Raw genomic sequence first — 23,373 nt, 5'->3', positions numbered from 1 at the left:
GCGACGTAGAGCGGATGGTTTCGAGAACGTGCTTGACACCGCACCGACGTCAGATAATCATTGATCCGTATTGCGGTTAAGTACCACGATGCGGAACATCTCAGGGAGAATTCTGCCGGTCTTGATCCGAGATATCCAGCCACAGCGACCGCTGCCTCGAGCAGTTCAACGCGCCATCCCCAGACCAAGAAGACGACCATGAATGCTCCCGCGCAGATGCCCGCTTTCAACCCCGACACCGCCCATGCCGAAGCGGCAGTCGACCCGCGTGTGCTTGCTTCCCGACGAGTGCCGGGAATGAGCCTGGAGGCGCCGTTCTACATCTCGCAGACATGGTTCGACCTTGACATCGATGCGATCTTCGCCAAGTCGTGGATCTTCGTGGCGAACGAAGCCGAGATTCCAGAGGCGGGCGATTACGTGGTCATCGACATGGGCCGATACTCCATCATCGTCGCGCGTGATGACGATGAGAACGTGGTGGCCTACCACAATGTCTGCCGCCATCGGGGCGCCCGCATCCTCAACGACGCGTGCGGTTCGATCGGCCGGATCGTGTGCGGCTACCACCAGTGGACGTACGACATGGATGGCTCTCTGGTCTTCGCGGACTCGCAGGCCGACGACTTCGATCCGAGTTGCTTCGGGCTGCGGACGGTCAACGTTCGCTCTGTCGCCGGGTTGATCTTCATCTGTGTCAGCGACGAGACGCCCGCTGATTTCGACGAGGTCGTCGGGATCGTCGAGCCGTACCTTGCCCCTCATCGGCTCGGTGAGGCCAAGGTCGCCAAGCAGATGGACCTGATCGAGCACGGCAACTGGAAGCTCACCATGGAGAACAACCGGGAGTGCTACCACTGCGCCGGCGGCCACCCGGAACTGTTGGAGTCGTACTTCCCCGTCTACGGATTCGACCTCGACGACATCCCCGCTCGCCTCATCCCGGCGCGCGACCGGTATCTCGCCGCGATCAAGGATCTTGAGGACACCTGTAACGAGTTGTCGCTGCCCTTTGCGGAGATCGAGGAACTCGACACCCGGCCCACCGGATTCCGCATCATGCGTGAGCCGCTGGAGAAGGCCGGCGAATCCTTCACCCCGGACGGTACTGCGGCAGTCAGCAAGCTGATGGCCGACTTCCCGGTCGCGCGGCTGGGGCGGAACTCGATGCACGTGCAGCCGAATTTTTGGTGCCACTTCATGGCCGACCACGCGATCACCTTCTCGGTGGTCCCGATAGCGCCGGACCAGACCCTCCTGCGCACCACCTGGCTTGTCCATCCGGATGCCGTCGAGGGTGTCGATTACCACCTCGATGAACTGACCTGGGCCTGGAGCGCCACCAACCAGCAGGACGGCACCTTCGTCACGCGCGCACACCAGGGGATCCTGAGTCCCGCGTACGTGCCCGGCCCGTATGCGCCGTCTGAGTATCAGGTCGACGCGTTCGTCAACTGGTACATCCAGCGCATCCGGGAGCACCTCGGAGAATGACAACATTGCACACGCATGACGTCCCTGATGGGTGATCGTCACATCAACGAAGGGACTGCCCATGACCAGCAGCAATGATGCCCTCATCGTCGGTGCAGGTGTGATCGGGAGTTCGATCGCACTGGAACTGGCTCGCGCCGGGTACTCGGTACGTGTCCTCGACAAAGGCCCGGGCGCGGGACACGGCTCGACCAGCGCCTCGAGTGCAATCGTTCGATTCAACTATTCGACGGAGACCGGCGTGGCCACCGCATGGGAGGCGGCGCAGTGCTGGCGGGAATGGTCCGATCACCTGGGCGGAAAGGTGGACGAGCCGCTCGCCCGCTTCTACCGGTGTGGGTGGACCTTCCTCGACACCGAGATGGCGCCAGCGGAAAGGTCGATGAAGCTCTTCGACGCGTGTGGAGTGCCGTACGAGTACCTCGACGCCGAGGCACTCGCCGCTCGCATGCCCACGATGGATGTCGGCCAGTATTACCCGCCGAAGGCCATCGAAGACGAGCATTTCTTCGACGACGCTCAGGGTTCGGTCGGTGCGCTGTTCACCCCGGACGGCGGTTTTGTCGACGACCCACGCCTCGCGGCGGCAAACATGGCCGACGCTGCTGTCGCGTTCGGAGCGCGGTTCTCGTACCGGACAGAGGTTGTCGCAGCTACGCGCGGCGGTGACGTGTGGAAGATCGAGACCGACCGCGGCGAGACCATCGAGACGCCGATCGTCGTGAACGCGGCCGGCCCGTGGTCTGGTGCGTTCAATGAACTGGCGGGTATCGGCGGTGACTTCACCGTGACGGTGAAGCCGCTGCGCCAGGAGGTAGCGCACGTCAGTGCGCCTCCTGGATACAACCCGGAAGGCGGTCTCGGATCGGCGATCGGCGACCTCGATCTCGGGGTCTATATGCGGCCCGAGCCTGGTGGTGGTCTCCTCGTGGGCGGTACCGAACCCGAGTGTGACCCGCTCGAATGGATCGACGATCCCGATTCGGCAAACCTCAACCGGACGGCAGCGCAGTTCGAACGCCATGTCACCCGGGCCGCGCGTCGCCTGCCCGAACTCACTGTTCCCAGTCAGCCCCGTGGGATCGCCGGTGTCTACGACGTCTCCTCCGACTGGGCGCCGATCTACGACAAGACCGATCAGCCGGGCTTCTACGTCGCGATGGCCACCAGCGGCAATCAGTTCAAGAACGCTCCGCTGGTTGGGCGCTTGATGACGACACTCATCGCCGCGGTCGAGAACGGCACCGATCACGACAACGACCCGGTCCATCATGTCGGCGAGCACACCGGCCTTGACATCGATCTCGGCGCATTCTCCAGGAAGCGCCCGTTGAACCCGGATTCGACCGGCACCGTGATGGGGTAGCGGCCGCCTATTTGGTCCGGCTGGCCATCGCGTCGAGGAAGCGGAGCATGTGGCGCACGCAGTTGTCGGTCTTCTGCCGCCACGCGGCGACCGCCGCCTCGGCATCGTTTTTCTGGCATGCGAGTACCAAGCGGCGACCGTCGGTGACGATCTCGTCGGTGGGGTACTGGTAGTCCAATCCGATGATGGTGACAAACAGTCGGAGCTGAAGTGAGAGCTGGACGAACATCGAACCGATCCGGGGCATATTCGCGCAGCGTGCCAGTTCGTTCTGGAAATCCAAGTCGATCATGTAGGCGTCGTGCGTCAGGTGCATTTCGTGGCAGACCCGCAGACGATCCAGGTAGGCGTCGAGCGCTGGGGGCAAGACGGTCGCGGGGTCAGCGAGACGCCGTGCGATTGCGGTGCCGAGAAGGCCGCGCGCGGTATAGGTCTCGATGATGTCGCGTGCGCTCGGCATGGGAATCCAGTACCGGCCGTTGCGGCGGTCGAGCTGCGCCTCGGAAGCGAACCAGCTGAGCGTCTCGCTGACCCGGGTCGGCGTAAGCCCGGTGCGACGCGAGATGGTGCGCGGAGGAATCTCGTCCCCGGGACGCAACTCGCCCCCGCTTATCGCAGTGCACAGTGCGACCATGGCGAGTCCCAGGTCGCCGGATACCGGGTCCGCGGGCGCGGTCGGGATGGGTACGGCACTCGTGCTGGGTCCGTGGTCTGCGGATCGGACCCAGCTGAAGCTGTCGGCGTCCTTCGCGCGTGCCGCGCGTATTCGCTGCTGGACGACCTGCAGTTCGGCGGTTTGCCGGGGATCGAGTTCATCGGCAATCCGATGAACCGCGGCGAACCATGCGTCCCCGGTGAGGACGCGCACGGTGAACTCAGGATGGCGGCGCAGCCAGCGCCCCGCACCCGAATCCAACTCGGTGTCAACCAACAATGTTGGCGACACCCCGGTGAACAGTGCCCCCGCGGCCCTTTCCAGCAGGGCCGAGAGGCTCATCGAAAGTCCTTGCCGCGCTGGAGCTTGTGCCGCAGACGGTTGCGGCGGATGGCCGACGAACGGGTGCGTCAGTAGCGCGGCGCAGAAAATGGTTTCGACGGCATCTACCAAGGCCGCACTGGGGGCGGAGGTGGGCCGAGTTCCGGTTCCATGGGAGAAGCCGAGAACACATCCACGTGGGCCTACCTCGACATAGCTCAGGATTCCCGCCGCGTTGCTGACCACGAGTTGATGGCCGGCGTCTGGATGTTCGAATACGCGGCGCCGGATGCGGCTGACCGTCGCCTGGCTCAATCCGGCGTCCTGGGCGATGGCACGCGTGGACCACCGTTTGCTGCCTTCCGGTGGCGAAAAGAGTGCATATTCCAGCACCGTGTCGATTTCGTCGCTCGATGGGCGACCGGTGCGCGGGGCGTCGTGCAACCCCGCGAGCCCGTGCTCGGTGAAGCGGCGCCACCATTTCGTGGCGGTCGTCGGACTGACCGAACTGCGACGAGCGGCTTCGGCGACGCCGCCCGATGCGCAGTCGAGAACGATCTGGGCGCGGGTAACCAGACCGTGCGCCTCGCTCCGCGAGGTCGCGGTGCGGGTTAGGGCGTCGCGCTCAGCGGGGGTGAGTGTTCGAAGCCCCTCAACCATTTACTTCCCGTCTGTCACCCCACACCTTCTTTTGACTCAGTGTAAGCGGCGTCCGAGAAAAGGGTGATGTGTGTCACGCAACGCGTCACCCTGTCTACACCACTTCGAGGAGGAGTTAGGAGGACAGGATGGGCGACCCGCTGTTTTCGCCGTTCACGCTGAAGAACCTCACCCTGCGTAATCGCATTGTGAGCACCTCGCATGAACCGGCATATAGCGAGGACGGGCTCCCCAAGGATCGCTACCGCGCGTACCACCGGGAGAAAGCCCGCGGCGGGGTCGCGCTGACCATGATCGGCGGGAGTGCGCTGGTCAGCCCGGACTGTGCGCCCCCCTTCGGGAACCTCGAGCTGTACCGCGACGAGGCGGTCCCGCTCCTGCAAGCACTTGCCGACGACGTCCACGAGCAAGGCGCCGCGGTGATGACCCAGTTGACTCACATGGGGCACCGAATTCTGGACTACACCGGCGAGTGGATCCCCGCGGTGTCCTCCTCCGGTACCCGCGAACCTATGCACCGGGCGTTCTCCCGCATCGCCGAGGAAGGCGACCTGCGCCGCATCGCGCGCGAATTCGCCGAGACCGCACAGCGCTGCCAGGCGGCCGGTCTGGACGGGATCGAAATCGCCGCGTACAGCAGCCACCTGCTCGACGAGTTTCTCTCGCCGTTCCACAACACCCGCGACGACGAGTACGGCGGGAGCCTGGAGAATCGCCTCCGCTTCCCGCTCGAGGTACTCGCCGCGATTCGTGCGGCGGTGGGGGACGACTTCATCGTCGGCATTCGCATGTCGCTGGACGAACTGCGCAAAGGACGCCAGGGCATCGTTCCCGAAGAGGGAATCGAGATGTGCAAGGCCTTCGAGATCGCCGGCATCGACTTCTTCTCGGTCGTTCGCGGCAACGTCGATACCGATGCCGCACTGACCAAGATGATCCCCCCGATGTACACGCCGTCGGCGCCCCATCTGGAGTTCGCCGGCTGGGTGAAAAAGCAGCTCACCAAACCGGTGATGCACGCCGGCCGGATCACCGACGTGGCGACCGCGCGCTTCGCCATCGCCGAGGGTCTGCTCGACATGGTCGGCATGGTCCGCCCCCTGATGGCCGACCCGGACCTTCCGATCAAAGCGCAATCCGGCCGCGCGGACGAGATCCGCCCGTGCGTCGGGGCAAGCCTGTGCATCGACTCGATCTACACCTCCGGACAGGCGAACTGCGTCCACAACCCGGCCACCGGGCGGGAAGAGCAACTGCCGCAGCGGATCTCGCCGGCTGCCGACCGCAAGAAGTGCATCGTCGTCGGCGGTGGGCCCGCCGGACTCGAGGCCGCCCGCGTCCTCGCCGAGCGCGGGCACGACGTGACCCTCTACGAGGCGAGCGACCGGTTCGGCGGGCAGGTGGCGCTCGCAGCGATCAGCGAACGCCGCCGCGATCTGATCGGGATCATCGATTGGCGAGTAGCCGAATGCAAACGACTCGGCGTGAAGCTGGTGCGCAACCATTACGTCGACGCCGACGATCTCGGTTCCACCTTTGACGGCGCCCACGTCGTGATCCTCGCCAACGGTGGAACTCCCTCCGGACGCGTCGGAGTGCCGGGCGACGAATACGCGATCGACAGCTGGGACGTGATCGCCGGCGGCCGCAAGGTAGGCGGCGATGTGCTGGTGTACGACGACCACGGCGGGCACCAAGCGCTGGACGCCATCGACGCGCTCACCCGCACCGCGGGATCGGTGCAGTACGTGACACCGGAACGCAGCGCCTCGCCGGACGTGGGCGCGTCACCCGCGGTCGGCTACTTCGCCATGATGGCCGACCACGATGTGTCGACCACGGTGCTGCAGCGATTGGTCGATATCGAGCGTCGGGACGGCCGTCTGGTGGTTCGGCTCGAAACCGACGATGCCAAGACGCTGCACGAACGTGTGGTGGACACGGTGATCATCGAGCACGGAACCGAGCCCGACCCTGAGTTGTACGCAGCGCTGCGAGACAACTCCGTGAATCTCGGGCTGATCTCCATCCCGGAGTTGCTCGCGCGCAACTCGCAGCCTGCGGACGCCAATCCCAACGGTAAGTACGCGCTGTACCGGGTGGGCGACGCCGTAGCCAGCCGCAACATTCCCGCCGCGATTTTCGACTCACTGAGGCTGTGCAGCGCGATCTAGCCCGACGACTTCCCCGAAGCAGAACCCGTCAATCAATCAATCAAAAGGAGCAGTGATGTCCTACACACCGATTCCCGAGGAGCACGTCCCATGTCTGTGAACGACGACGCCCTTACGGAATTCTCCGACGACCCGGCGGTTCTGGCGCGTAAGCGACGGTTCATGCAGCGGATGGTCATCGTGCTGGTCGGCGGTATGTTCATCGACGGCTACATCCTCGGCATCATCGGCCCGGTCGCTCACACCATTGAGCAAGACGCCCGGTTCACCACCGCCTGGATTGGCCTCGAGGCGGCCTCGGCGATGATCGGCATCCTCGTCGGCTCCCCGCTCGGCGGCTGGCTGGCCGACAAGGTGGGTCGCAAGCCGATTCTGTTCTGGGACCTCGCGATGTTCACCGTCTTCTCGGCAATGCAGTTCTTCGTCGACGGACCGGCGCAACTGTTCATCGTCCGTCTGTTGATGGGTCTGGCCGTCGGTATCGAATACGCGGTCGGCTGGCCAATGCTCGCGGAGTTCGTGCCGAACCGGCTGCGCGGCAAGCTGATGAGCCTGACGCTGGTCGCCTGGTACGGCGGCTTCATGATCGCGTTCATCATCGGCTACTTCATGGACCAGGCCGGCATCGACTGGCGGATCACGCTGGGCACCAGCACGTTCATCGCAGGCGGGCTGCTCCTCGGCCGCATCGGATTGCCCGAGTCGCCCCGATGGTTGTGGTCTCAGGGCAGAACAGAGGAGGCACACGGGCTCGTCTTCGAGTACCTCGACACCGAATACCAGACGGACATGATGAAGGCCGCCAGCGGCGGTCCGAAGGGCAGCTTCAAGATGCTGTTCTCGCCGGCCGTGTGGCGGGCGACGGTCTTCATGTCGATCTTCTGGGCCTGTGCGGTCACCCCGTACTTCGCTATCGCGACCTTCGCCGACGGCCTGCTGGGCGATATCGGCATGGAGGGCCTGATGCGCGGTGTGATCCTGGCGGTGTTCGCCTGGTTTGGCGTCATCTTCACGATGTTGATGATCGACCGGTGGAAGCGGCGCACCATGACGGTTCCGACGCAATGGCTCGCTGGTGCGCTACTGGTCCTCATCGCGATCATGGGTAGCTTCGTGCTTCCCGTGGACCAGGTCGGCGTCTTGTCGATGATCATGCTGATCCTCTTCCTGGCGTACTCGTTCGTCAACGCGATGTACAACGTGATGACGACGATCTACCCGGCGGAGATCTTCCCGACCGAGGTCCGGGCGATCGGCACCGGGTTCGCGGCGGCGGTCAGCCGCCTCGGTGCGGCTGCTGGTCTGTTCCTGATCCCGCTCTCGATGGAGCACTTTGGTTTCACGTGGACGATGGTCTTCGCGGGCGTTGTCGCCTTCGTCGGTGCGATCGTGTCGCAGATCCTGGCCCCGGAGACCAGCGGTAAGTCGCTGAGTGAATTGGCTGGTGATATCAGCCACTGAGCGCCGGGCGGTACGGCACAACGAGTGAAGCGAACGCCGTCTTCGGTTTGGGTTGGAAGACGGCAAAGGAGACACTGAAGTTCATGACCATCCGGGTGGCCGTGATCGGTGACGTCGGTGGGCACGTTGAGGAGTTGCGTCGGGAGCTGCGTTCGCTGGGCACGTCGGCTACCGGCGTGCTTCCCGACGACCTCGTCGTGATTCAGGTGGGCGACCTCGTGCACCGCGGTCCCGACTCCGACGGTGTCATCCGCCTCGTCGACTATTACCTGAACACCTACCCGGACCAGTGGATCCAGCTCCTCGGTAACCACGAGGTCTACTACCTGCGGCCGAATACCTTTGTGTGGTGGGACCGGATCGGCTACCTGGAGCAGCGCATCCTGAAGAAGTGGTGGCGTGAGGAGAAGCTTCATGCGGCGGTTGCCGTCGAGACCGACGACGAGGAGTTCTTGGTGACGCACGCCGGTGTCACCGAGAAGTTTTGGCGCGAGCACCTCCATGCTCCCCGTACCGCGTCGGAGGCCGCGCGCCGAATCAACAGCCTTGCCCGCACCGGATGCGAGACGCTCTACGGCGGCGGTGCCATGCTCGGCGCGCCGAATCCGATGGTGGGCCCGATCTGGGCCAGCCGTAATGACGAGCTGGTTCCTGGGTGGGAAGGCACGACGCTCCCATTCAGTCAGGTGCACGGGCACAGTGGCTCGCACGGCGAGTGCGACCATCCAACGACAACCTACGATCCTGAGCTTCATCACGAGGAAACCCGCCTGGCCGGCGGTCGTCTGATCGGCATCGACCCCGGACACCTCGCCGAAGCGACCCCTAGGTGGGGCGCCTTCGTCGTCACGACCGACTCCCGACCCACGCTCGCATGAGCGACCCCCTGAGAGGACCGCGCATGCCCACTGAGAGTGCGGCCGAACTTGCCGAACTGCTGGCGCAATGCCAGCCGTTCGATTCGCTGAGCCCAGCCGATCTCGCCGGCGCGGTGGCCGCGGCCAAGATCGCGGAGTACGAGCCGGGCGACCTGATTCTGGACGCCTTCGCGACGACGCCGACCGAAATCTGTGTGGTGATATCGGGGGAGGTCAACCTCTGGTTCGATCCGGAACGGATCGATGAGGGTCCGGCCGACAAGTTCACCCGAGGAGCGCCGCTCGGGTTCACGGCGGTGCTGTCTGGGCGACCGGTGGGCCCGCGGATCGTTGCGAAGACGAAGGCGACCATCGCTCGCTTGCCGGCCGAGAGCGTCGTCCCGGCGTTCGCGTCACGCAGCGGTGCGCGTTATCTGGCCGACCATATCTCGCACGTGCGCGGACTGACTGCGTCGACACCCCGGTACACGCTGCTGTCCGACTTGGTCTACCGAGAGCCGCTCGTCGTGCGTGCCGACGAATCGGTGACTGCGCTGGCGCAGCGCATGACCGAGCTGGGCCTCCCGTACGCCGCCGTCCACACCGGCGACGGCCAGTTCGGCCTGGTGACCGATGAAGCCTTGCGCCGGAAGGTAATCGGGGAAGGCCTGCCCCGGGAATCCCCCGCGAGTGCGGTGATGGACTACCCCGCGATCACCGCTTCGGCGAGCACGTCATCGGCTGACGCCCTGATCACGCTGCTCGACTACGGCGTCTCTTTCTTACTCGTGACCGGCGATGACGGGCGTCTCAAAGGCGCGGTAGGTGAGCGTGACTTCATGCTCGCGCCAACCACTGCCGGTGTCAGCTTGAACGTACGGATCAGGCAGGCGCGCAGTATCGATGATCTGGCCACCTACGCGGGTCGGGTTCCGGCGATGCTGGCCGACATTCTGGCGCGCGGCCTGACGGCGGATCGGGTGATTGCGGTCTATTCGGCGCTGATCGCCTCGATCACCCGGCGCGCGATCTTCTTGGTCTTTGATCACGAGGAGTTTGACGACCTATCAATCGATGCCTTCACCTGGCTCTCGCTCGGCAGCACCGGTCGTCGGGAAGCGGTTCCCTCGTCCGACGTCGATGCCGCGGTGACCTTCGCGGATTCGTACGAGGACCAGATCCCGCACTACCGCGAAGCATTCAGCGTCGTGGGGGACGTGCTCCAGCTCTGCGGCATCGGTGTCGACACTCACCACGCATTCCCGTCGCACCCGGGGTTCTCTCGAACCGACTCGCAGTGGCGGGAGGCGGCACAAGGCTGGCTGACCAAGCCCCAGCAGAACCAGGGCACCATCATGGCCTCACTCCTGGTGGACGCTCGGCCGATCTTCGGCGACCCGGCGCTGCCGGAACCCGCGCGCGTCTTTCGCGATTTCAACCGGCATCCGGCGACGGTCGAACTGCTGCTGCAGGATTCGCTCTCGCGCCGCGCGCGGCTGCTCTCGGTGCGCGACCGGATCATCGGGCGCGACGACAGGTTCGACATCAAAGGCCGCGGACTGCTGCCGATCGTCAACATCGCCCGGTGGGCCTCGCTCAGCGTCGGTTCGCCGGAGCTGCACACCACCGAGCGGCTGCGGGTTGCGGCGGGGTCGGAGGTGCTCACCGACCGCTCCGCCAGCCGATTGATCGAAGCGTTCGACGCGCTCCAACTACTCCGGCTGGAACACCAGTTGCGCCAGATCGAGGCGGGCCAGCACCCCGACGACATCATCAACCTCGACGAACTCTCGGGGATAGACCGCAGCACGATCGAACAGACGATCAAAGAGGTCGCCGACGTGCAGCGTCGCATGGGACGCGTCGCGCACATGAACTCCGGTGCCGAACTGGTCAAACGCGGCCAACCGGGGGCGAACTCGAGGAAGACCGGGTCGCCCGCAACCAGGCCCACAAAACAGAGCCGGCAAGAGCGAGACAGGTAAGAGCCAGTCTTTCAGGCGTGCATTTCGGCGGCGATGCGTTCAAAGAGGCGTCTGTCGCAGCGGAATGGCGACTCCGCATCGCTGAATCCTTTGCCTGCGCCGGCCGGTCAGCGCGACACGTAGTAGTCCGCCGTCGACGGTGGCAGCGGCGTGCGGCCGCGAACCTTGTCAGCGATCTTCTCCGCCATCATCATCACCGGCGCATTGAGGTTGGCCGTCACCACCTTCGGCATGATCGACGCGTCCACGACGCGCAGACTGGCCAGCGCTTGGACCCGCCCGTCGCCGTCGACGACGGCATCGGCGTCCGAGCCCATCCGGCAGGTGCCGGACGGGTGGTAGGAGGTGTTGGTGGCTTTTCGCACGAATACCTCGAGGTCGCGATCGGAGGTCAGGTCCGGTCCCGGAGTGAGCTCGCCGCGCACGACGTCGCCGAGACCCGACTGGGCCACGATCCGCCTCGTCAGCCGGATACCGTCGACCATGTCCCGGAGGTCCTGCCGCGACGAGTAGTGGTTGAACACGATGCTCGGCGGCACCGACGGGTCGGCGGACTTCAACGTGACACTGCCGCGGCTTTCCGGCCGAGACAGGTCCATCCAGAACTGGAAGCCGGGAATCGGAATCAGCTTGTGGCCCTGCAGTTTTCGGGTGAGCGGCAAGAACTCCCACTGCATATTGGGAAAGGCCACGTCGTCGCGAGTCGCCAGGAACGCCCCGGCTTCGAAGAAGTTGTTGGCGCCCAACCCTTTTCGACGCAGAAGCCACTCGGCACTGAGCTTGGCGCGGCCGACCAACCCGAGCTGCGAGGTGAGCGAATCAGCGTCGTCGGTAGCGAACTGAAGGTCTACGCCTGGGTGGTTCTGAAGGTTCCGGCCGACCCCTGGGACGTCGGCGAGCACCGGCACCCCGAGGTCGCGAAGCTCGTCCGCCGGGCCGATTCCGGAGAGCAGCAGCAAGCGCGGCGTGTTCATCGCGCCGGCGGCAAGGATCACTTCGCGCCGGCAGTGGATCTCGGTCCGCTCGGGCCCGCGTAGCTCGACGCCGACTGCTGCGTCGTTTTCGACGACGATGCGCGCAACCTCGGACTTGGTGAGCAGGTGCAGGTTCGGCCGCCGCAGCGCGCCGCGCAAGTACGCTCGGGGTGCGCTCCAGCGAACGCCGTCGTCGATGAACGACTGCGCGATGTGCAGACCTTCCTGCCGGTAGCCGTTGTGATCGGGAGTGAGTTCGAATCCAGCCGCCGTGCCGCTGGTCAGAAAGCGCTCGTACAGGCGGTGTTTGGCGGCAGCGCGGGTGATGTGCAGCGGGCCGCTGTCGCCACGCCAGTCGTCGGCGCCGTCGGCGAAGGTCTCCATCTTGCGGAAGTACGGCAGGCAGTGCGCGTAGCTCCAGTCCGTCAGGCCGTCGTCGGCCCAGCCGTCGTAGTCCAGCGGGTTTCCGCGGTTGTAGATCATCGCGTTGATCGACGATCCGCCGCCGACCACCTTGCCGGCCTTCTCGTCGATGGTCTTGCCGTCCAGCGTCGGTTCGGGTCCGGACTGGTAGCCCCAGCCGATCTTCTTGTCCTGGTAGACGAACGGCAGGCCGCCCGGCATGGCGATGAACAGATTTCGGTCAGAACCGCCCGCCTCGATCAGCAGGACATTGACTTGCGCGTCTTCGGAGAGGCGAGTGGCGAGGATGCAGCCGGCTGATCCAGCGCCGACGACGATGTAGTCGTAGGTCGTATTCACGTCCGGCCTTTCAGATGATGCCCTGCTCCGGGAGCGGCGCACCGTCGACGACGCGCTGCCACCCGAACCGAGTCAGGTCGATGGTCTGGTAACTGCCGGTGCTGATCAGTTCGGCGATCGCGCGCCCACAGCCGGGAGCATGCATCAAACCGTGGCCGGAGAAGCCGGCGAGCATGTGGAAGTTGCCGAGTCCGTCCGCGCCGGGGCCGATGATGGCGTTGCCGTCGAGTTCGTTCTGGTCGTACAGGCCGGGCAGGGTGGACAGGCAGCGGGTCCGTTCGAACTGCGGGAAGCGGTGCGCGAGCAACGGCCACACCGACTTCTCGAAGTACTTGAGGTCGGCGGCGAAGTTGTAGCCGCGCGGCTCTTCGAGGGTGGGCACGCCGCCTGAGTAACCCGCGCCCTCCGGGCGGAAGGCCAGCCGCTGCGGATCCTTGAGGTAGGGCAGCGGCTCGATCGGGTCCTGAGACTCGAAATAGTGCTCGTAGCGGCGCAGGGGCTCGATCGGAACGCGGAATCCGAGCATCTCGCAGAGGTCCTTGGCCCAGGCGCCCGCGGCGTTGACGTAGTGGTCGGCCTGCAGCGTGGTCCCCGAAGCGAGTTGGGCAGACCGAACAACGGCGGAAGTGCGCTCGAACCCGGTCACCTCGTCCGTGATCAGCCGCACGTCGAGTGATGCGGCCTTACGCCGGAACCCGCTCAGCATGCTGTGCGGATCGAGCCAGCCGTCATCGGGGGAGAGAACCGCCGCGCCCAGATCGTCGACCCGCATCGAGGGGAAACGTGCCTTGATCTCGTCCGGCTCCAGCCAGATCACGTGGCAGCCGTGGTCGATCTGGGCGCGATAGTTCGCGGCGAGCACCCCTCGGTCTGCGGGCGGGACGATGAAGATGTAGCCGTTCTTGCGGAGGCCCATCTCGGCTCGCTCACCGTCGACCGACATGGTCTCGGCGAAGTCGTCGAAGAACGGGATCGAGAAGTTCGACAGTTCGATGTTCTCCGGCAGCGAGAACTGCCGGCGGATGCCGCCCGAGGCTCTCGGTGTAGACGCCAGCTCATAGGTGGGGTCGCGCTCGACGACGGTCACGTCGAGACCTGGATCAGTGTGTTTGAGGAAATAGGCAGTCGCGAGGCCCATGGCGCCGCCGCCGAGGATGGCGATGTTGGTCCGCATGGTCCGCACGGTACGACCGGTTTACGAGAGGCCCTTGCGCGCGAAACAGAAGTGCTGGCAGTCGCTTCCGACTGCTGTCGAAATCAGCTGGTACCGGGGTCAGGCGTGGCCCGGTAGGCCGCCAGTCGCAGTGCGAACTGAAGGGCGCTGCGGTCGGCATCGGTGCGTAGATCGACACCGGTCAGCTCGGTGATCCGGCCGAGCCGGTAATACAGCGTGGTGCGATGGAGGCCCTGTGCCTCGGCCGCGGCCGCGACATCGCCGCCGAGTTCCAGGACGGCGCGCGCCGTCTCGGCGAGTCGCTCGTGAGCGGGGTCGAGCAGCACCGCGGCTCCGGGATGCAGATCGGCCGGGCTGATCCACTCCGGTGCATGCACCACCAGGAGCCACGCGCCGAGCGCCGACCAGCGATCGGCGGGCAGCCGGGCACCGGCGTCCACGACGCGACGGGTGGCGACGGCGCGACGAACGGCTTCGGCGAGATCGGCCAGCGGCAGCGGGTCGCCACTGGTGGCCGGCCGAGCCGACTCGGGAGCGCTCACGTGCGCACTGGATCCGCCCGGCAGCGGCCAGCCGCCTTCGCCGGGGCACTGCACAGTCACCACGGCGTCGGCGGGCAACCCTTCGTGCCGGATGAGGTCCTCGGCGATCGTCGGGTCTCCTCGCTCGAGCAACTGAGCGAGGAGCGCATCCCGCGTGCGGGTCTGCTCGGCTTCGGTCTGCTGCAGATCGAGGAGTGCCGACGCGGCTTCTTGCGCGCAGGCCACGGCCGGGCCCAGCCGGGCGGAGTCGATGGCGCCGTCAGGGTCGAGAATCCAGAGCAGGCCGAGTCGGTTCTCGCCCTGCCGGACCGGCACACACCACCGGGCCCACATTCCGGCTTCCGGAATCGCCGGAAGGTGCCGCGGCTCCCTCGCGGCGGCGAGATCGAACCTTCCGACGACCTCGGCTGCTTCCGGGTCGACGCTGCGGTGCAGGACGGTACGCAGGCGAGTGCGGTCGACCGGTCCGACGGTGCTCCACCAGACCGGCTTCTGCTGCGCGTTCTCGATCAGAACCGACTGGCCGAGTTCCTGCGCCAGCCGGTCGACCATGGCCTGAACCGCTGCGCTAGTCGAGCGTGGGGAACCGCGGGTCACGTTCGGGATCGTAGGTCCGTTTGATCGACCGCGGGCTCAGGAAACGAATCAGGTTCCACTCGGTGCCCGCTTTGTCGTTGGTGCCGGAGGCTCGTGCGCCGCCGAACGGCTGCTGCCCCACTATGGCGCCGGTCGGCCGGTCGTTCAGGTAGAAGTTGCCGGCTGAGTAGCGCAGCGTCTGTGAGGCCTCGGCCAGGACCGTCTCGTCGTCGGCAAAGACCGCGCCGGTCAGGCCGTACTCGCTGGATCCTTCGGCGAGGAGCAGGGCAGTGGCCCAATCGTCGTAGACGTGAGTCGCGAGGATCGGTGCGAAGAACTCGTCGACCAGAAATTCCGAGTCCGGATCGGCGACTTCCAGCAGAGTGGGCTGAACGAACCAGCCGACCGCGTCGTCGACCTGACCGCCGGCGATGACCAGGTCCGCGTCGCGGGCACGAACCAGCGTGGCGGCGTGCTTGGCGAACTGCGTCCCGTTGATGACGGCGCCCAGGTGGGTACCCGGCCGGGCCGGATCGCCGACGACGATCTGCTCCATGGCGGCCACGATGCGGGAACGAAGCTCGGGCCACATGGCGCGCGGGACATACAGGCGGGAGGCGGCGGCGCACTTCTGGCCCTGATAGTCGAATGCACCGCGCACGCAGGCCACGGTGAGGGCGTCGAGGTCAGCGGACGGGTGCGCCAGGATGTAGTCCTTGCCGCCGGCCTCGCCGATGATCCGCGGATAGTCCCGATAACGTTCGATGTTCTCGCCGACGGTGCGCCAGATGTGCCGCAGTGTGGCGCTCGAACCGGTGAAGTGCACCGCGGACAGCCGGCGGTCGGTCAGCGCCACGGCACCGATCTCGCGGCCGTCTCCCGGCAGGAACGAGATCACGCCATCGGGCAACCCGGCTTCGCGCAGCAGTTGCAGCGACAGATGCGCCACCAGCGTCGCGGCCTCCGCGGGCTTCCACAGAACCGTGTTGCCCAGCAGCGCCGGGCCGAACGCCAGATTGTTCATCGATGTGAAGTTGAACGGCGAGACCGCGAACACGAAGCCCTCGAGCGGCCGGTACTCGACATGATTGGCCACCCCGAGCGGAGAGAACGGCTGGTTGGCTTCGATCGCCGCGAGGTTGGCCGCATTCGCCCGCAGGAAGTCGGCGGCTTCGGCGACGTCGCCGTCGGCCTGGCTCGGGGTCTTGGACAGTTCCAGAATGGTTGCGGCGACCAAGCGCTCGCGCCACGGGCTGTGGTCGATCAGGTCGGCTGCGCGCAGGAAGGTCGCTATGCGCTCCGCCGTCGTAGTGGTGCCCCACGAACGCCCCGCCACGTCGGCGGCGTCGATGGCGGCGGCAACCTCGGCGGGTCCGGCTTCGTGGAAGACGCCGAGGCTGACCGAATGATCGTGGGGGAGGCGGATTTCGCGGGTCCGGCCGGTCCGGATCTCCCGATCACCGACGACCACCGGGATGTCGAAGGAGGCACTGCGCAGGGCGGTCAGTTCGTTGTCGAGCAAGGTGCGCGCGGCGGTGCCGCGGGTGTAGTCCCGCGCCGGGGCGGGGCGGAAGTCGGCAGGGTCCACGGCGCCGACGCTACGGCCACCGCCCAGGTTCGGCTTCGATGCGGAGCAGGAGTTCGGTTGCCGCTTTTCGGCAGCAGTCGAAACCAGTTCGCTGGGGCGGTTCGCTGTATCCGGGTATGGGAAGTCGCGGAGGTGAACCGGCCTCGGGCTAACCTCGCTGGGTGAGCACCAACGGGGATTCGGGCGTCCGATCGGTCCATCGGGCGCTCTCGATTCTCCAGGTGCTCGTGCGCACCGGTCCGACCGGCGTGAGCCGTATCGCCGAGGAACTGGGCATCTCCAAATCCACGGTCTTTCGGCTGCTCGCAACCCTGGAGGCGCGCGGGATGGTGGAGCAGAACGCCAGCCGCGGTGAGTATCGGCTCGGCGACGGCGTGGTGCAGCTCGCCGCCGGAGTCACCCAGCGACACGACATCTCCGTGCTCAGCCGCACCGTCTGCCAGCAGCTGGCGGCCGAGGCGGGGGAGACGGTCAACATTTCGATTCTCGAAGGCGACGAACTGCTCACCCTCGACCAGGTGGTGGGCGCGTCGGCGATCACCACAGTCAACTGGACCGGGCAGCGTCAGCCGTTGCACGTGACTGCGGGTGGCAAGGTCTTCCTCGCCGCGATGAGCGAAGCCGAACTGGACCGCTACCTGACCCGCAAGCTGCCCGCGTTCACCGAGCACACCATCGTCGACCCGGCGCTGCTGCGCGCGGAAGTGGAGCGGGTGCGCGAGGCGGGCTGGGCTTATACCGGCGACGAACTCGAGATCGGCCTCGCCGCGTTGGGTGCGCCGATCCGGTCGCTGCGTGGCGACGTCGAAGCGGTGGTGGCCATCTCCGGGCCGTCGTTCCGGGTCAATCGGGACACGGCGCCGGAACTGGCCGATCGTGTACTCGCGGCGGCGGCTGCGATCTCTGCGCGCAACGGTTATCCGCTTCCGGGCTGACCTGCTACAAGCTACTCGTCGGTAACGATTGACACCGGTCTGGTCGTCGCCGGACACTGTTTCGTATAACGGTGTAGTTCCGTACTACGAAACAGCCCACGAAGCGGAGCCGACGTCCATGACCGATATCCTCGATGCCCCCGTCGCACCTCAGACTGCCCGTGAACGCGCAGCCGAACTCGTCGCCAGGCGAGTAGCGGGATACACCCTGGAAACGCCCTTCTATGCCAGTCAGGAGATCTTCGACCTGGACGTCGAGCTGATCTTCGGGCGGCACTGGATTTTCGTCGCCGCCGAGGCCGAAATTCCGGAGGAGGGTGACTACGTGACCGTCGATATCGGCGACGAGTCGGTCATCATCGTGCGGGACGACGACATGAATGTGAACGCCTTCCGCAACGTCTGCCGGCACCGCGGCGCGCGTCTGCTCGACGGCCGCTGCGGCGCGGTGGGCAACATCGTCTGCCCCTACCACCAGTGGACCTATGGCACCGACGGCGCGCTGCGATTCGCCGAGAACCAGAGCGAATGCTTCGACAAGGCGAAGTTCGGGCTGCGCCCCGTGCACGTGCGGGCGATCGCCGGCCTGGTCTTCATCTGCCTGGCCGAAGACGCTCCGGCCGACATCGAAGACTTTGCCGCCGCGGTCGAGCCATACCTGACGCCGTTCGACCTGCGCGGCGCGAAGGTCGCCCACCAGACCTCGATCATTGAGGACGGCAACTGGAAGCTCACGATGGAGAACAATCGCGAGTGCCACCACTGCGAAGCCAACCACCCGGAGCTGCTCGGCGCCTACTTCCCGTTCCATCGCTTCGACGAGTCGAGAATCCCCGCGCGGCAGAAGCCGGTCTTCGAGCGCTACCAGGCGGCCAACGCGGCGCTCGCCGCCGCTCGTGATGCCATCGGCTTCCCGTCCAAGCACATCCGTGAACTGGACACCCGGGTGACCGCGTTCATGGTCGACCACATGCCGCTGCAGGGTGATGGCGCGTCCTACGGCGACGATGGTGCACAGCTCTCCACCAAGCTGATGGGCGCCATCGTCGACCCGGTCTTCGGCGACTTCCACATCCACACGCAGCCCAACGGCTGGTTTCACATGCTCGGCGACTGCGCCGTCGTGTTCTCGGCGCTTCCGGTCGCCCCGGACAAGACTCTGGTGCGCACCACCTGGCTGGTCCACCCGGATGCGGTCGAGGGCACGGACTACGACACCGACAAGCTGACCTTCGTCTGGGAACGGACCAACGCCGAGGACTGCAGCCTGGTCGAGCGCACCCAGCGCGGTGTCACCGATCCCGGCTACCTGCCCGGCCCCTACGGTGTGGTCGAGGACGATGTCGACGCCTTTGTCACCTGGTACATCAAGCGCCTCGGCGCCGAGCTGGCGAAGTGACCTCGGTGCTCGAACCCGCGGACATCGACGACGCCCCAGCTCTGCACGCCGGTCCGGGGGCGCCGGAAGTCTGGGAGATCACCGACCGCGCGACGCTGCGGTGCGTCGCGGCGCTGCGGGTGACGCATGACATCAGGTCGTTCGTTTTCGAGCCGGTCGTCGCCCCGGGGCAGCGGGCGGGGATCTTCCACTTCGAGCCGGGCCAGTTCATCACCCTGTTGCTCGAGATCGACGGCATGCCGATCAGTCGGTGCTACACCATTTCGTCGCCGCCCACCCGGCCCCATCGGATGTCCATCACGGTCAAGCGCGTGCCGGGAGGACCGGTGTCCAACTGGCTCCACGACAATATGGTTCCCGGCACCGAACTGACCGTGGCCGCGCCCGGCGGGGCCTTTACCCTCACGCCCCCCGCGGAAGGGAAATACCTCTTCCTTTCCGCGGGCAGCGGGATCACGCCGCTCATGTCGATGACGCGCACGCTCGCCGACCTCGGGGCCGACGCCGACGTGGCCTTCGTGCACAGCGCGCGCACTCCGGCCGACATCGTCTTCCGGCACGAACTCGCCGCGCACGCCGCCCTGCTTCCCGGGCTGACGGTCAGCCACGTGTGCGAGGACGACCACGTGTCCGAAGTGTGGACGGGCCCGCGCGGCCGTCTCACCCCGGAACTGCTCGCGGCGCTGGTTCCGGACTTCCGCGAGCGCACCGTCTTCACCTGCGGCCCGGGCCCGTACATGGCGGCGGTCCGGGAGATCCTGACCGGCCTCGGCTACGACATGGCCAACTACCACGAGGAGAGCTTCGTCTTCCCGGCCGCGCCGACCGCTTCCGAACCCGCCGATGACGGTGCTGCCGGCGGCGCGAACGGTGAGCCGGCTGTCGGGTTCACGATCGAATTCACCAAGTCCGGTCAGACCGTGGTGTGCGCGCCGGACCAGACCATCCTGGACGCCGCGCTCAAGGCTGGTGTTCGGGTGGCCTCGGCATGTGGCGAAGGCATGTGCGGCACCTGCAAGTCGTCGCTGCTGTGCGGCGACGTCGACATGAACCACAACGGCGGCATCCGTCCGCGGGAGATCCGCGAGGGCAAGATCCTGATCTGCTGCTCGACCCCGAAGTCGGACTTGCAGATTGAGCATCCCTAGCGAAATCGACTGAATGCGAATTGGATTCATCGGCGTCGGCAGTATCACTCGCGCAATCGTCGAAGGGCTCTGCGCCTCTGACGATCCTCCCGAGGTGCTGCTGTCCCCGCGCAGCGCGGCAGTTTCCGCCGAACTCGCCGAACGATTCGGCACGGTGGCGGTCTGTGCGAGCAATCATGACGTTGTCGACGGCTCCGAGCTGGTGTTCATCGCGCTGCGCACCGAACAGTGCGCTAACGCCCTCGCAGACGTGAGCATTCCGCCCGACAAGGTCGTCGTGAATGTGATGGTCTCGATCGGTGCGGAACAGCTGCGCGACATGCTGGGGACCCAGGCGCCGATCATCCGGGCCATGCCGCTACAGGAGGTGCGTGAACGCGACTGCGTCACAGTCGTTTTCCCGTCGCATCCGTGGGTCGACGCGCTGTTCGACGACCTCGGCGGTGCGCTCCCGGTCGGCGACGAGACGGCCTTCACCGCCTTCTGTGCTCTGACGAGTAAGGCGGGGATGCTCGGTTTGACCCGTACCACCGCGTTGGAATGGGCGGCGGAGGGAATCCGCGTCAACGCGTTGGTCCCGGGCGGGGTGTCGACGCCGCTCAACGCGAACGAACCGGGCACCGGCGTGGTCCCGGAAACGCCACTGGGTCGTCGGGCTGACCCGGTTGAACTCGCCGCGGCGGTTGCTTTTCTCGCCTCGGAGGACTCGCGGTTTATGACCGGTGCGGAACTAGTCGTTGACGGCGGATTCCGTGCGCGCTGAACCGCCTAGTCCTCCCATGGGAACGTGTCCAGGCGCTCGGGGCCGTTCGCGGTGACCAGTACCTGGGTTTCGAGCTTGATCGACTCGCTGCCCTGCTCCGCGATGAGGCTTTCCACGTTGATCACCATGTTCTCTTCGAAGCCGCCGCCGCTGTAGTCCGGATCGAAGTCCGGGTGTAGCGGGAGGAAGGGCCACTCGTCGGCCATGCCACTGCCGTGAACGGCGCAGGTATAGCGGTAGGGCTGGTATTTCTCCGGAATCCGCCATGACTTCGCGTTGAACTCTGCGAAGGACAGTCCGGGGCGCAGTAGCGCCATGTTGTGGTCGATCTGCTCGCGGGCGGCGGCGTAGAGCTCGCGTTGTTTTGGCGTCATGGGCACATGTCCGCAGGTCCAGGAGCGGGAGAGGTCCGCGAGATAGCTGTACGGACCGACCATATCGGTATCGAAGGCGATGATTTCGCCGCGCTGCACCCGCCGGTCCGAGCACTCCGAGTACCAAGGGTTGGTGCGCGGGCCGGACAGCAGGAGCTTGGTCTCGATATATTGGCCGCCCGAGCGGGCGTTCTCATGGTGCAGTTCGGCCCACATCTCGTTCTCGGTGCGGCCGGGCTCGGAGGCTTCGTAGACCCGAGCCATCCCGGCCTCGCAGACCCGAATGGTCCAGCGCATCAACTCCAGTTCGTCGGGGCTCTTGATGGCGCGGGCCTGTTCGGTGAGCCGACCGCCGTCGATCACGTCCACCCCGAGTTTGGCGAGGGCGTCGACGCCGAGCGGATCAATCCGGTCGACGGCGATTCGGCAGTGCCCGCCGCCGAGCGCCCCCCGGATCTCCGCGGCCCACGATGCAACGTTGCGGTCCGTGGCATCGCCTTTGGTGAGGTACATCCACGACGTCGCCAACCGCACCTCGTCGATTCCGGGGAGCCCGTCGTTGACGTGCAGCGCACCCTCGAACTCGAACATGATCGCCGGCCCGTCGGCGACGATCAGCGCGTAACGGCACGGGTCGTGCATGGTCCAGATCATCATGTTCGACGAGTCGAGCGTGTACCGGATATTGACCGGGTCGTACAGCAGGATGGCCGCGCAGTCGTGCAGGGCCAGCTGTCCGCGGAGCCGGCTCAGTCGGTACCTGCGGGCGCGGTCCAGGACGTCGTCGCTGATCGTGCTGATCAGAGGTTTGTCGGCACCGTCCGGATTGAGATAGGCCAGCTTGCGCGGATCGTGGAAGACGTCAGTCGAGCCCTCGGTCACGGCGTCAGTCCTCCCACGGGAACGTGTCCAGGCGCTCGGCTCCGTTTGCGGTGAGCAGGACTTGGGTTTCGAGCTTGATCGATTCGCTGCCCTTTTCGGCGATCAGGCTTTCCACGTTGATCACCATGTTCTCCTCGAAGCATCCGCCGTAGGAGGGATCGAAGTCAGGGTGCAGGCCGATGAAGGGCCACTCGTCGGCCATACCGGAACCGTGAACGGCGCAGGTGTACCGATAGGGAATGTACTTCTCCGGGATCTGCCACGAGCGTGCGTTGAACTCGGTGAACTCCAGGCCCGGCCGCAGCAGCGCCATGTTGTGGTCGATCTGCTCGCGTGCGTCGGCGTAGAGCTCACGTTGCTTCGGCGTCATGGGCACGTGTCCGCAGGTCCAGGATCGTGAGAGGTCGGCGAGATAGCCGTACGGACCGACCATGTCGGTGTCGAACGCGATGATCTCCCCGCGCTGCACCTTGCGCGACGAGCACTCCTTGAACCAGGGATTGGTGTTGGGACCGGCCGTGAGCAGCTTCGTCTCGATGTACTCGCCGCCCGAGCGGGCGTTCTCGTAGTGCAGTTCGGCCCAGATCTCCTGCTCGGTGCGGCCCGGTTCAGACACCTCGTAAACCCGTGCCATCCCGGCCTCGCAGACCCGGATGGTCCAGCGCATCAGCTCGAGCTCGTCCGCACTTTTGATCGCGCGGGCGCGCTCGGTGAGCGGTCCCGCGTCCACGACGCCGACGCCCAGGTTTGCGAGTGCTTGCACGCCCGGATGCTCGAGCCGATCGACGGCTAGCGTGCAGCGCCCGGTGCCGAGGGCTTCGCGGATCTCTACGGCCCAGGTCTCGACGTTGCGCTTGGCGGCGTTTCCGGCGGTCAAGAACATCCACGTCGTCGCAAGCCGCACGTCGTCGACCGTCGGTAGGCCTTCGCTGACGTGCAGCGCGCCGTCGCTTTCGAACATGATCACCGGACCGTCGGCGACGATGAGTGCATAACGAACCGGATCGTGCATAGTCCAGATCGCCATGTTCGACGAATCCAGCGCGTAGCGGATGTTGACCGGGTCGTAGAGCAGCATCCCGGCGTAACCGTGCTGGGTGATTTGATCGCGGATGCGTCCCAGCCGATAGCGCCGGGCGCGGTCGAGGACGTCGTCGCCGATGGTGCTGATCAGCGGCTTGTCCGCGCCGTCGGGGTTCAGGTAGGCACTCTTGCGCGGATCGTGAAAAACCTGGCCGGCATCGGATGCGGCGGGACTCTCGGACGCAGCGGTCATGTGGTCT

General features: G+C 65.9%; 17 protein-coding genes. 10 read left to right on the top strand and 7 right to left on the bottom strand.

Annotated elements, in window-relative coordinates; translation table 11 throughout:
* Positions 1-198: 198 nt before the first annotated feature.
* Both B133_RS0115800 and B133_RS0115795 read left to right on the top strand, forming a co-directional pair.
* The gene (locus B133_RS0115800) at positions 199-1,494 is read left to right on the top strand and encodes an SRPBCC family protein (protein ID WP_018602433.1); all 1,296 of its coding nucleotides are present in this window, start codon (positions 199-201) and stop codon (positions 1,492-1,494) included.
* 61 nt (positions 1,495-1,555) lie between these two features.
* Entirely contained in the window at positions 1,556-2,860 is a 1,305-nt protein-coding gene (locus B133_RS0115795; protein WP_018602432.1) for an FAD-binding oxidoreductase, read from the top strand.
* 7 nt (positions 2,861-2,867) lie between these two features.
* Here the strand turns inward: B133_RS0115795 and B133_RS0115790 are convergent, their stop codons facing one another.
* Positions 2,868-4,496, bottom strand: a complete 1,629-nt coding sequence (locus B133_RS0115790) for a helix-turn-helix domain-containing protein (protein ID WP_018602431.1) — start codon at positions 4,494-4,496, stop codon at positions 2,868-2,870.
* Positions 4,497-4,624: 128 nt separating this feature from the next.
* Between B133_RS0115790 and B133_RS0115785 the strand changes: the two genes are divergently transcribed.
* From B133_RS0115785 to B133_RS0115770, 4 genes are all read left to right on the top strand, one after another.
* On the top strand, positions 4,625-6,670 hold the full coding sequence (locus tag B133_RS0115785) for an NADH:flavin oxidoreductase (RefSeq protein ID WP_018602430.1): 2,046 nt from the start codon (positions 4,625-4,627) through the stop codon (positions 6,668-6,670).
* A 90-nt stretch (positions 6,671-6,760) separates the two neighbouring features.
* Positions 6,761-8,131, top strand: coding sequence for an MFS transporter (locus B133_RS0115780; protein ID WP_018602429.1), 1,371 nt, complete (start codon positions 6,761-6,763; stop codon positions 8,129-8,131).
* Between the two features lie 83 nt (positions 8,132-8,214).
* A complete protein-coding gene (locus tag B133_RS0115775) occupies positions 8,215-9,009 on the top strand; it encodes a metallophosphoesterase (protein WP_018602427.1) in 795 nt (264 codons plus the stop codon).
* Positions 9,010-9,032: 23 nt separating this feature from the next.
* On the top strand, positions 9,033-10,973 hold the full coding sequence (locus B133_RS0115770) for a putative nucleotidyltransferase substrate binding domain-containing protein (protein WP_018602426.1): 1,941 nt from the start codon (positions 9,033-9,035) through the stop codon (positions 10,971-10,973).
* A 107-nt stretch (positions 10,974-11,080) separates the two neighbouring features.
* Here B133_RS0115770 and B133_RS0115765 read toward each other — a convergent pair whose 3' ends face one another.
* The 4 genes from B133_RS0115765 to B133_RS0115750 form a co-directional block, all read right to left on the bottom strand.
* Positions 11,081-12,709, bottom strand: a complete 1,629-nt coding sequence (locus tag B133_RS0115765) for a choline dehydrogenase (RefSeq protein WP_018602425.1) — start codon at positions 12,707-12,709, stop codon at positions 11,081-11,083.
* 10 nt (positions 12,710-12,719) lie between these two features.
* Positions 12,720-13,883: an FAD-binding oxidoreductase gene (locus B133_RS0115760; protein ID WP_018602423.1), complete on the bottom strand. Its 1,164-nt coding sequence runs from the start codon at positions 13,881-13,883 to the stop codon at positions 12,720-12,722.
* Between the two features lie 83 nt (positions 13,884-13,966).
* Positions 13,967-15,022, bottom strand: coding sequence for a CdaR family transcriptional regulator (locus B133_RS0115755; protein ID WP_157625893.1), 1,056 nt, complete (start codon positions 15,020-15,022; stop codon positions 13,967-13,969).
* Positions 14,994-16,589 carry an aldehyde dehydrogenase family protein gene (locus B133_RS0115750; protein ID WP_018602420.1) on the bottom strand — a complete coding sequence of 532 codons (1,596 nt, stop codon included), beginning with the start codon at positions 16,587-16,589 and terminating at the stop codon, positions 14,994-14,996. Before B133_RS0115750 ends, B133_RS0115755 begins: the two co-directional genes overlap by 29 nt.
* Before the next feature lie 161 nt (positions 16,590-16,750).
* On the opposite strand from B133_RS0115750, the gene B133_RS0115745 reads away from it, so the two are divergent.
* The 4 genes from B133_RS0115745 to B133_RS23385 all read left to right on the top strand — a co-directional run bounded on the left by B133_RS0115745 (position 16,751) and on the right by B133_RS23385 (position 20,834).
* Entirely contained in the window at positions 16,751-17,524 is a 774-nt protein-coding gene (locus B133_RS0115745) for an IclR family transcriptional regulator (RefSeq protein WP_018602419.1), read from the top strand.
* Positions 17,525-17,642: 118 nt separating this feature from the next.
* Positions 17,643-18,923, top strand: a complete 1,281-nt coding sequence (locus tag B133_RS0115740; protein WP_018602418.1) for an aromatic ring-hydroxylating dioxygenase subunit alpha — start codon at positions 17,643-17,645, stop codon at positions 18,921-18,923.
* Positions 18,920-20,071: a hybrid-cluster NAD(P)-dependent oxidoreductase gene (locus B133_RS0115735; protein ID WP_018602417.1), complete on the top strand. Its 1,152-nt coding sequence runs from the start codon at positions 18,920-18,922 to the stop codon at positions 20,069-20,071. The genes B133_RS0115740 and B133_RS0115735 overlap by 4 nt, the downstream gene beginning before the upstream one ends.
* A gap of 13 nt (positions 20,072-20,084) precedes the next feature.
* A complete protein-coding gene (locus B133_RS23385; RefSeq protein ID WP_018602416.1) occupies positions 20,085-20,834 on the top strand; it encodes an SDR family oxidoreductase in 750 nt (249 codons plus the stop codon).
* 5 nt (positions 20,835-20,839) lie between these two features.
* Here the strand turns inward: B133_RS23385 and B133_RS0115725 are convergent, their stop codons facing one another.
* Together B133_RS0115725 and B133_RS0115720 are read right to left on the bottom strand one after the other, a co-directional pair.
* The gene (locus tag B133_RS0115725; protein WP_018602415.1) at positions 20,840-22,090 is read right to left on the bottom strand and encodes a Xaa-Pro peptidase family protein; all 1,251 of its coding nucleotides are present in this window, start codon (positions 22,088-22,090) and stop codon (positions 20,840-20,842) included.
* A 4-nt stretch (positions 22,091-22,094) separates the two neighbouring features.
* Positions 22,095-23,366: a Xaa-Pro peptidase family protein gene (locus B133_RS0115720; protein WP_018602414.1), complete on the bottom strand. Its 1,272-nt coding sequence runs from the start codon at positions 23,364-23,366 to the stop codon at positions 22,095-22,097.
* Positions 23,367-23,373 lie beyond the last annotated feature (7 nt).

Origin of the sequence: Mycobacterium sp. 155 (genome assembly GCF_000373905.1) — a bacterium.
GTDB lineage: Bacteria > Actinomycetota > Actinomycetes > Mycobacteriales > Mycobacteriaceae > Mycobacterium.
The sequence above is the reverse complement of the archived record's forward strand: the minus strand, read 5'-3'. Positions and strand labels throughout refer to the sequence as shown.

Coding starts and splice junctions, on each gene's coding strand:
- B133_RS0115800 (WP_018602433.1), top strand. CDS start 199: ATGAATGCTCCCGCGCAGATGCCCGCTTTCAACCCCGACACCGCCCAT.
- B133_RS0115795 (WP_018602432.1), top strand. CDS start 1,556: ATGACCAGCAGCAATGATGCCCTCATCGTCGGTGCAGGTGTGATCGGG.
- B133_RS0115790 (WP_018602431.1), bottom strand. CDS start 4,496: ATGGTTGAGGGGCTTCGAACACTCACCCCCGCTGAGCGCGACGCCCTA.
- B133_RS0115785 (WP_018602430.1), top strand. CDS start 4,625: ATGGGCGACCCGCTGTTTTCGCCGTTCACGCTGAAGAACCTCACCCTG.
- B133_RS0115780 (WP_018602429.1), top strand. CDS start 6,761: ATGTCTGTGAACGACGACGCCCTTACGGAATTCTCCGACGACCCGGCG.
- B133_RS0115775 (WP_018602427.1), top strand. CDS start 8,215: ATGACCATCCGGGTGGCCGTGATCGGTGACGTCGGTGGGCACGTTGAG.
- B133_RS0115770 (WP_018602426.1), top strand. CDS start 9,033: ATGCCCACTGAGAGTGCGGCCGAACTTGCCGAACTGCTGGCGCAATGC.
- B133_RS0115760 (WP_018602423.1), bottom strand. CDS start 13,883: ATGCGGACCAACATCGCCATCCTCGGCGGCGGCGCCATGGGCCTCGCG.
- B133_RS0115740 (WP_018602418.1), top strand. CDS start 17,643: ATGACCGATATCCTCGATGCCCCCGTCGCACCTCAGACTGCCCGTGAA.
- B133_RS23385 (WP_018602416.1), top strand. CDS start 20,085: ATGCGAATTGGATTCATCGGCGTCGGCAGTATCACTCGCGCAATCGTC.
- B133_RS0115720 (WP_018602414.1), bottom strand. CDS start 23,366: ATGACCGCTGCGTCCGAGAGTCCCGCCGCATCCGATGCCGGCCAGGTT.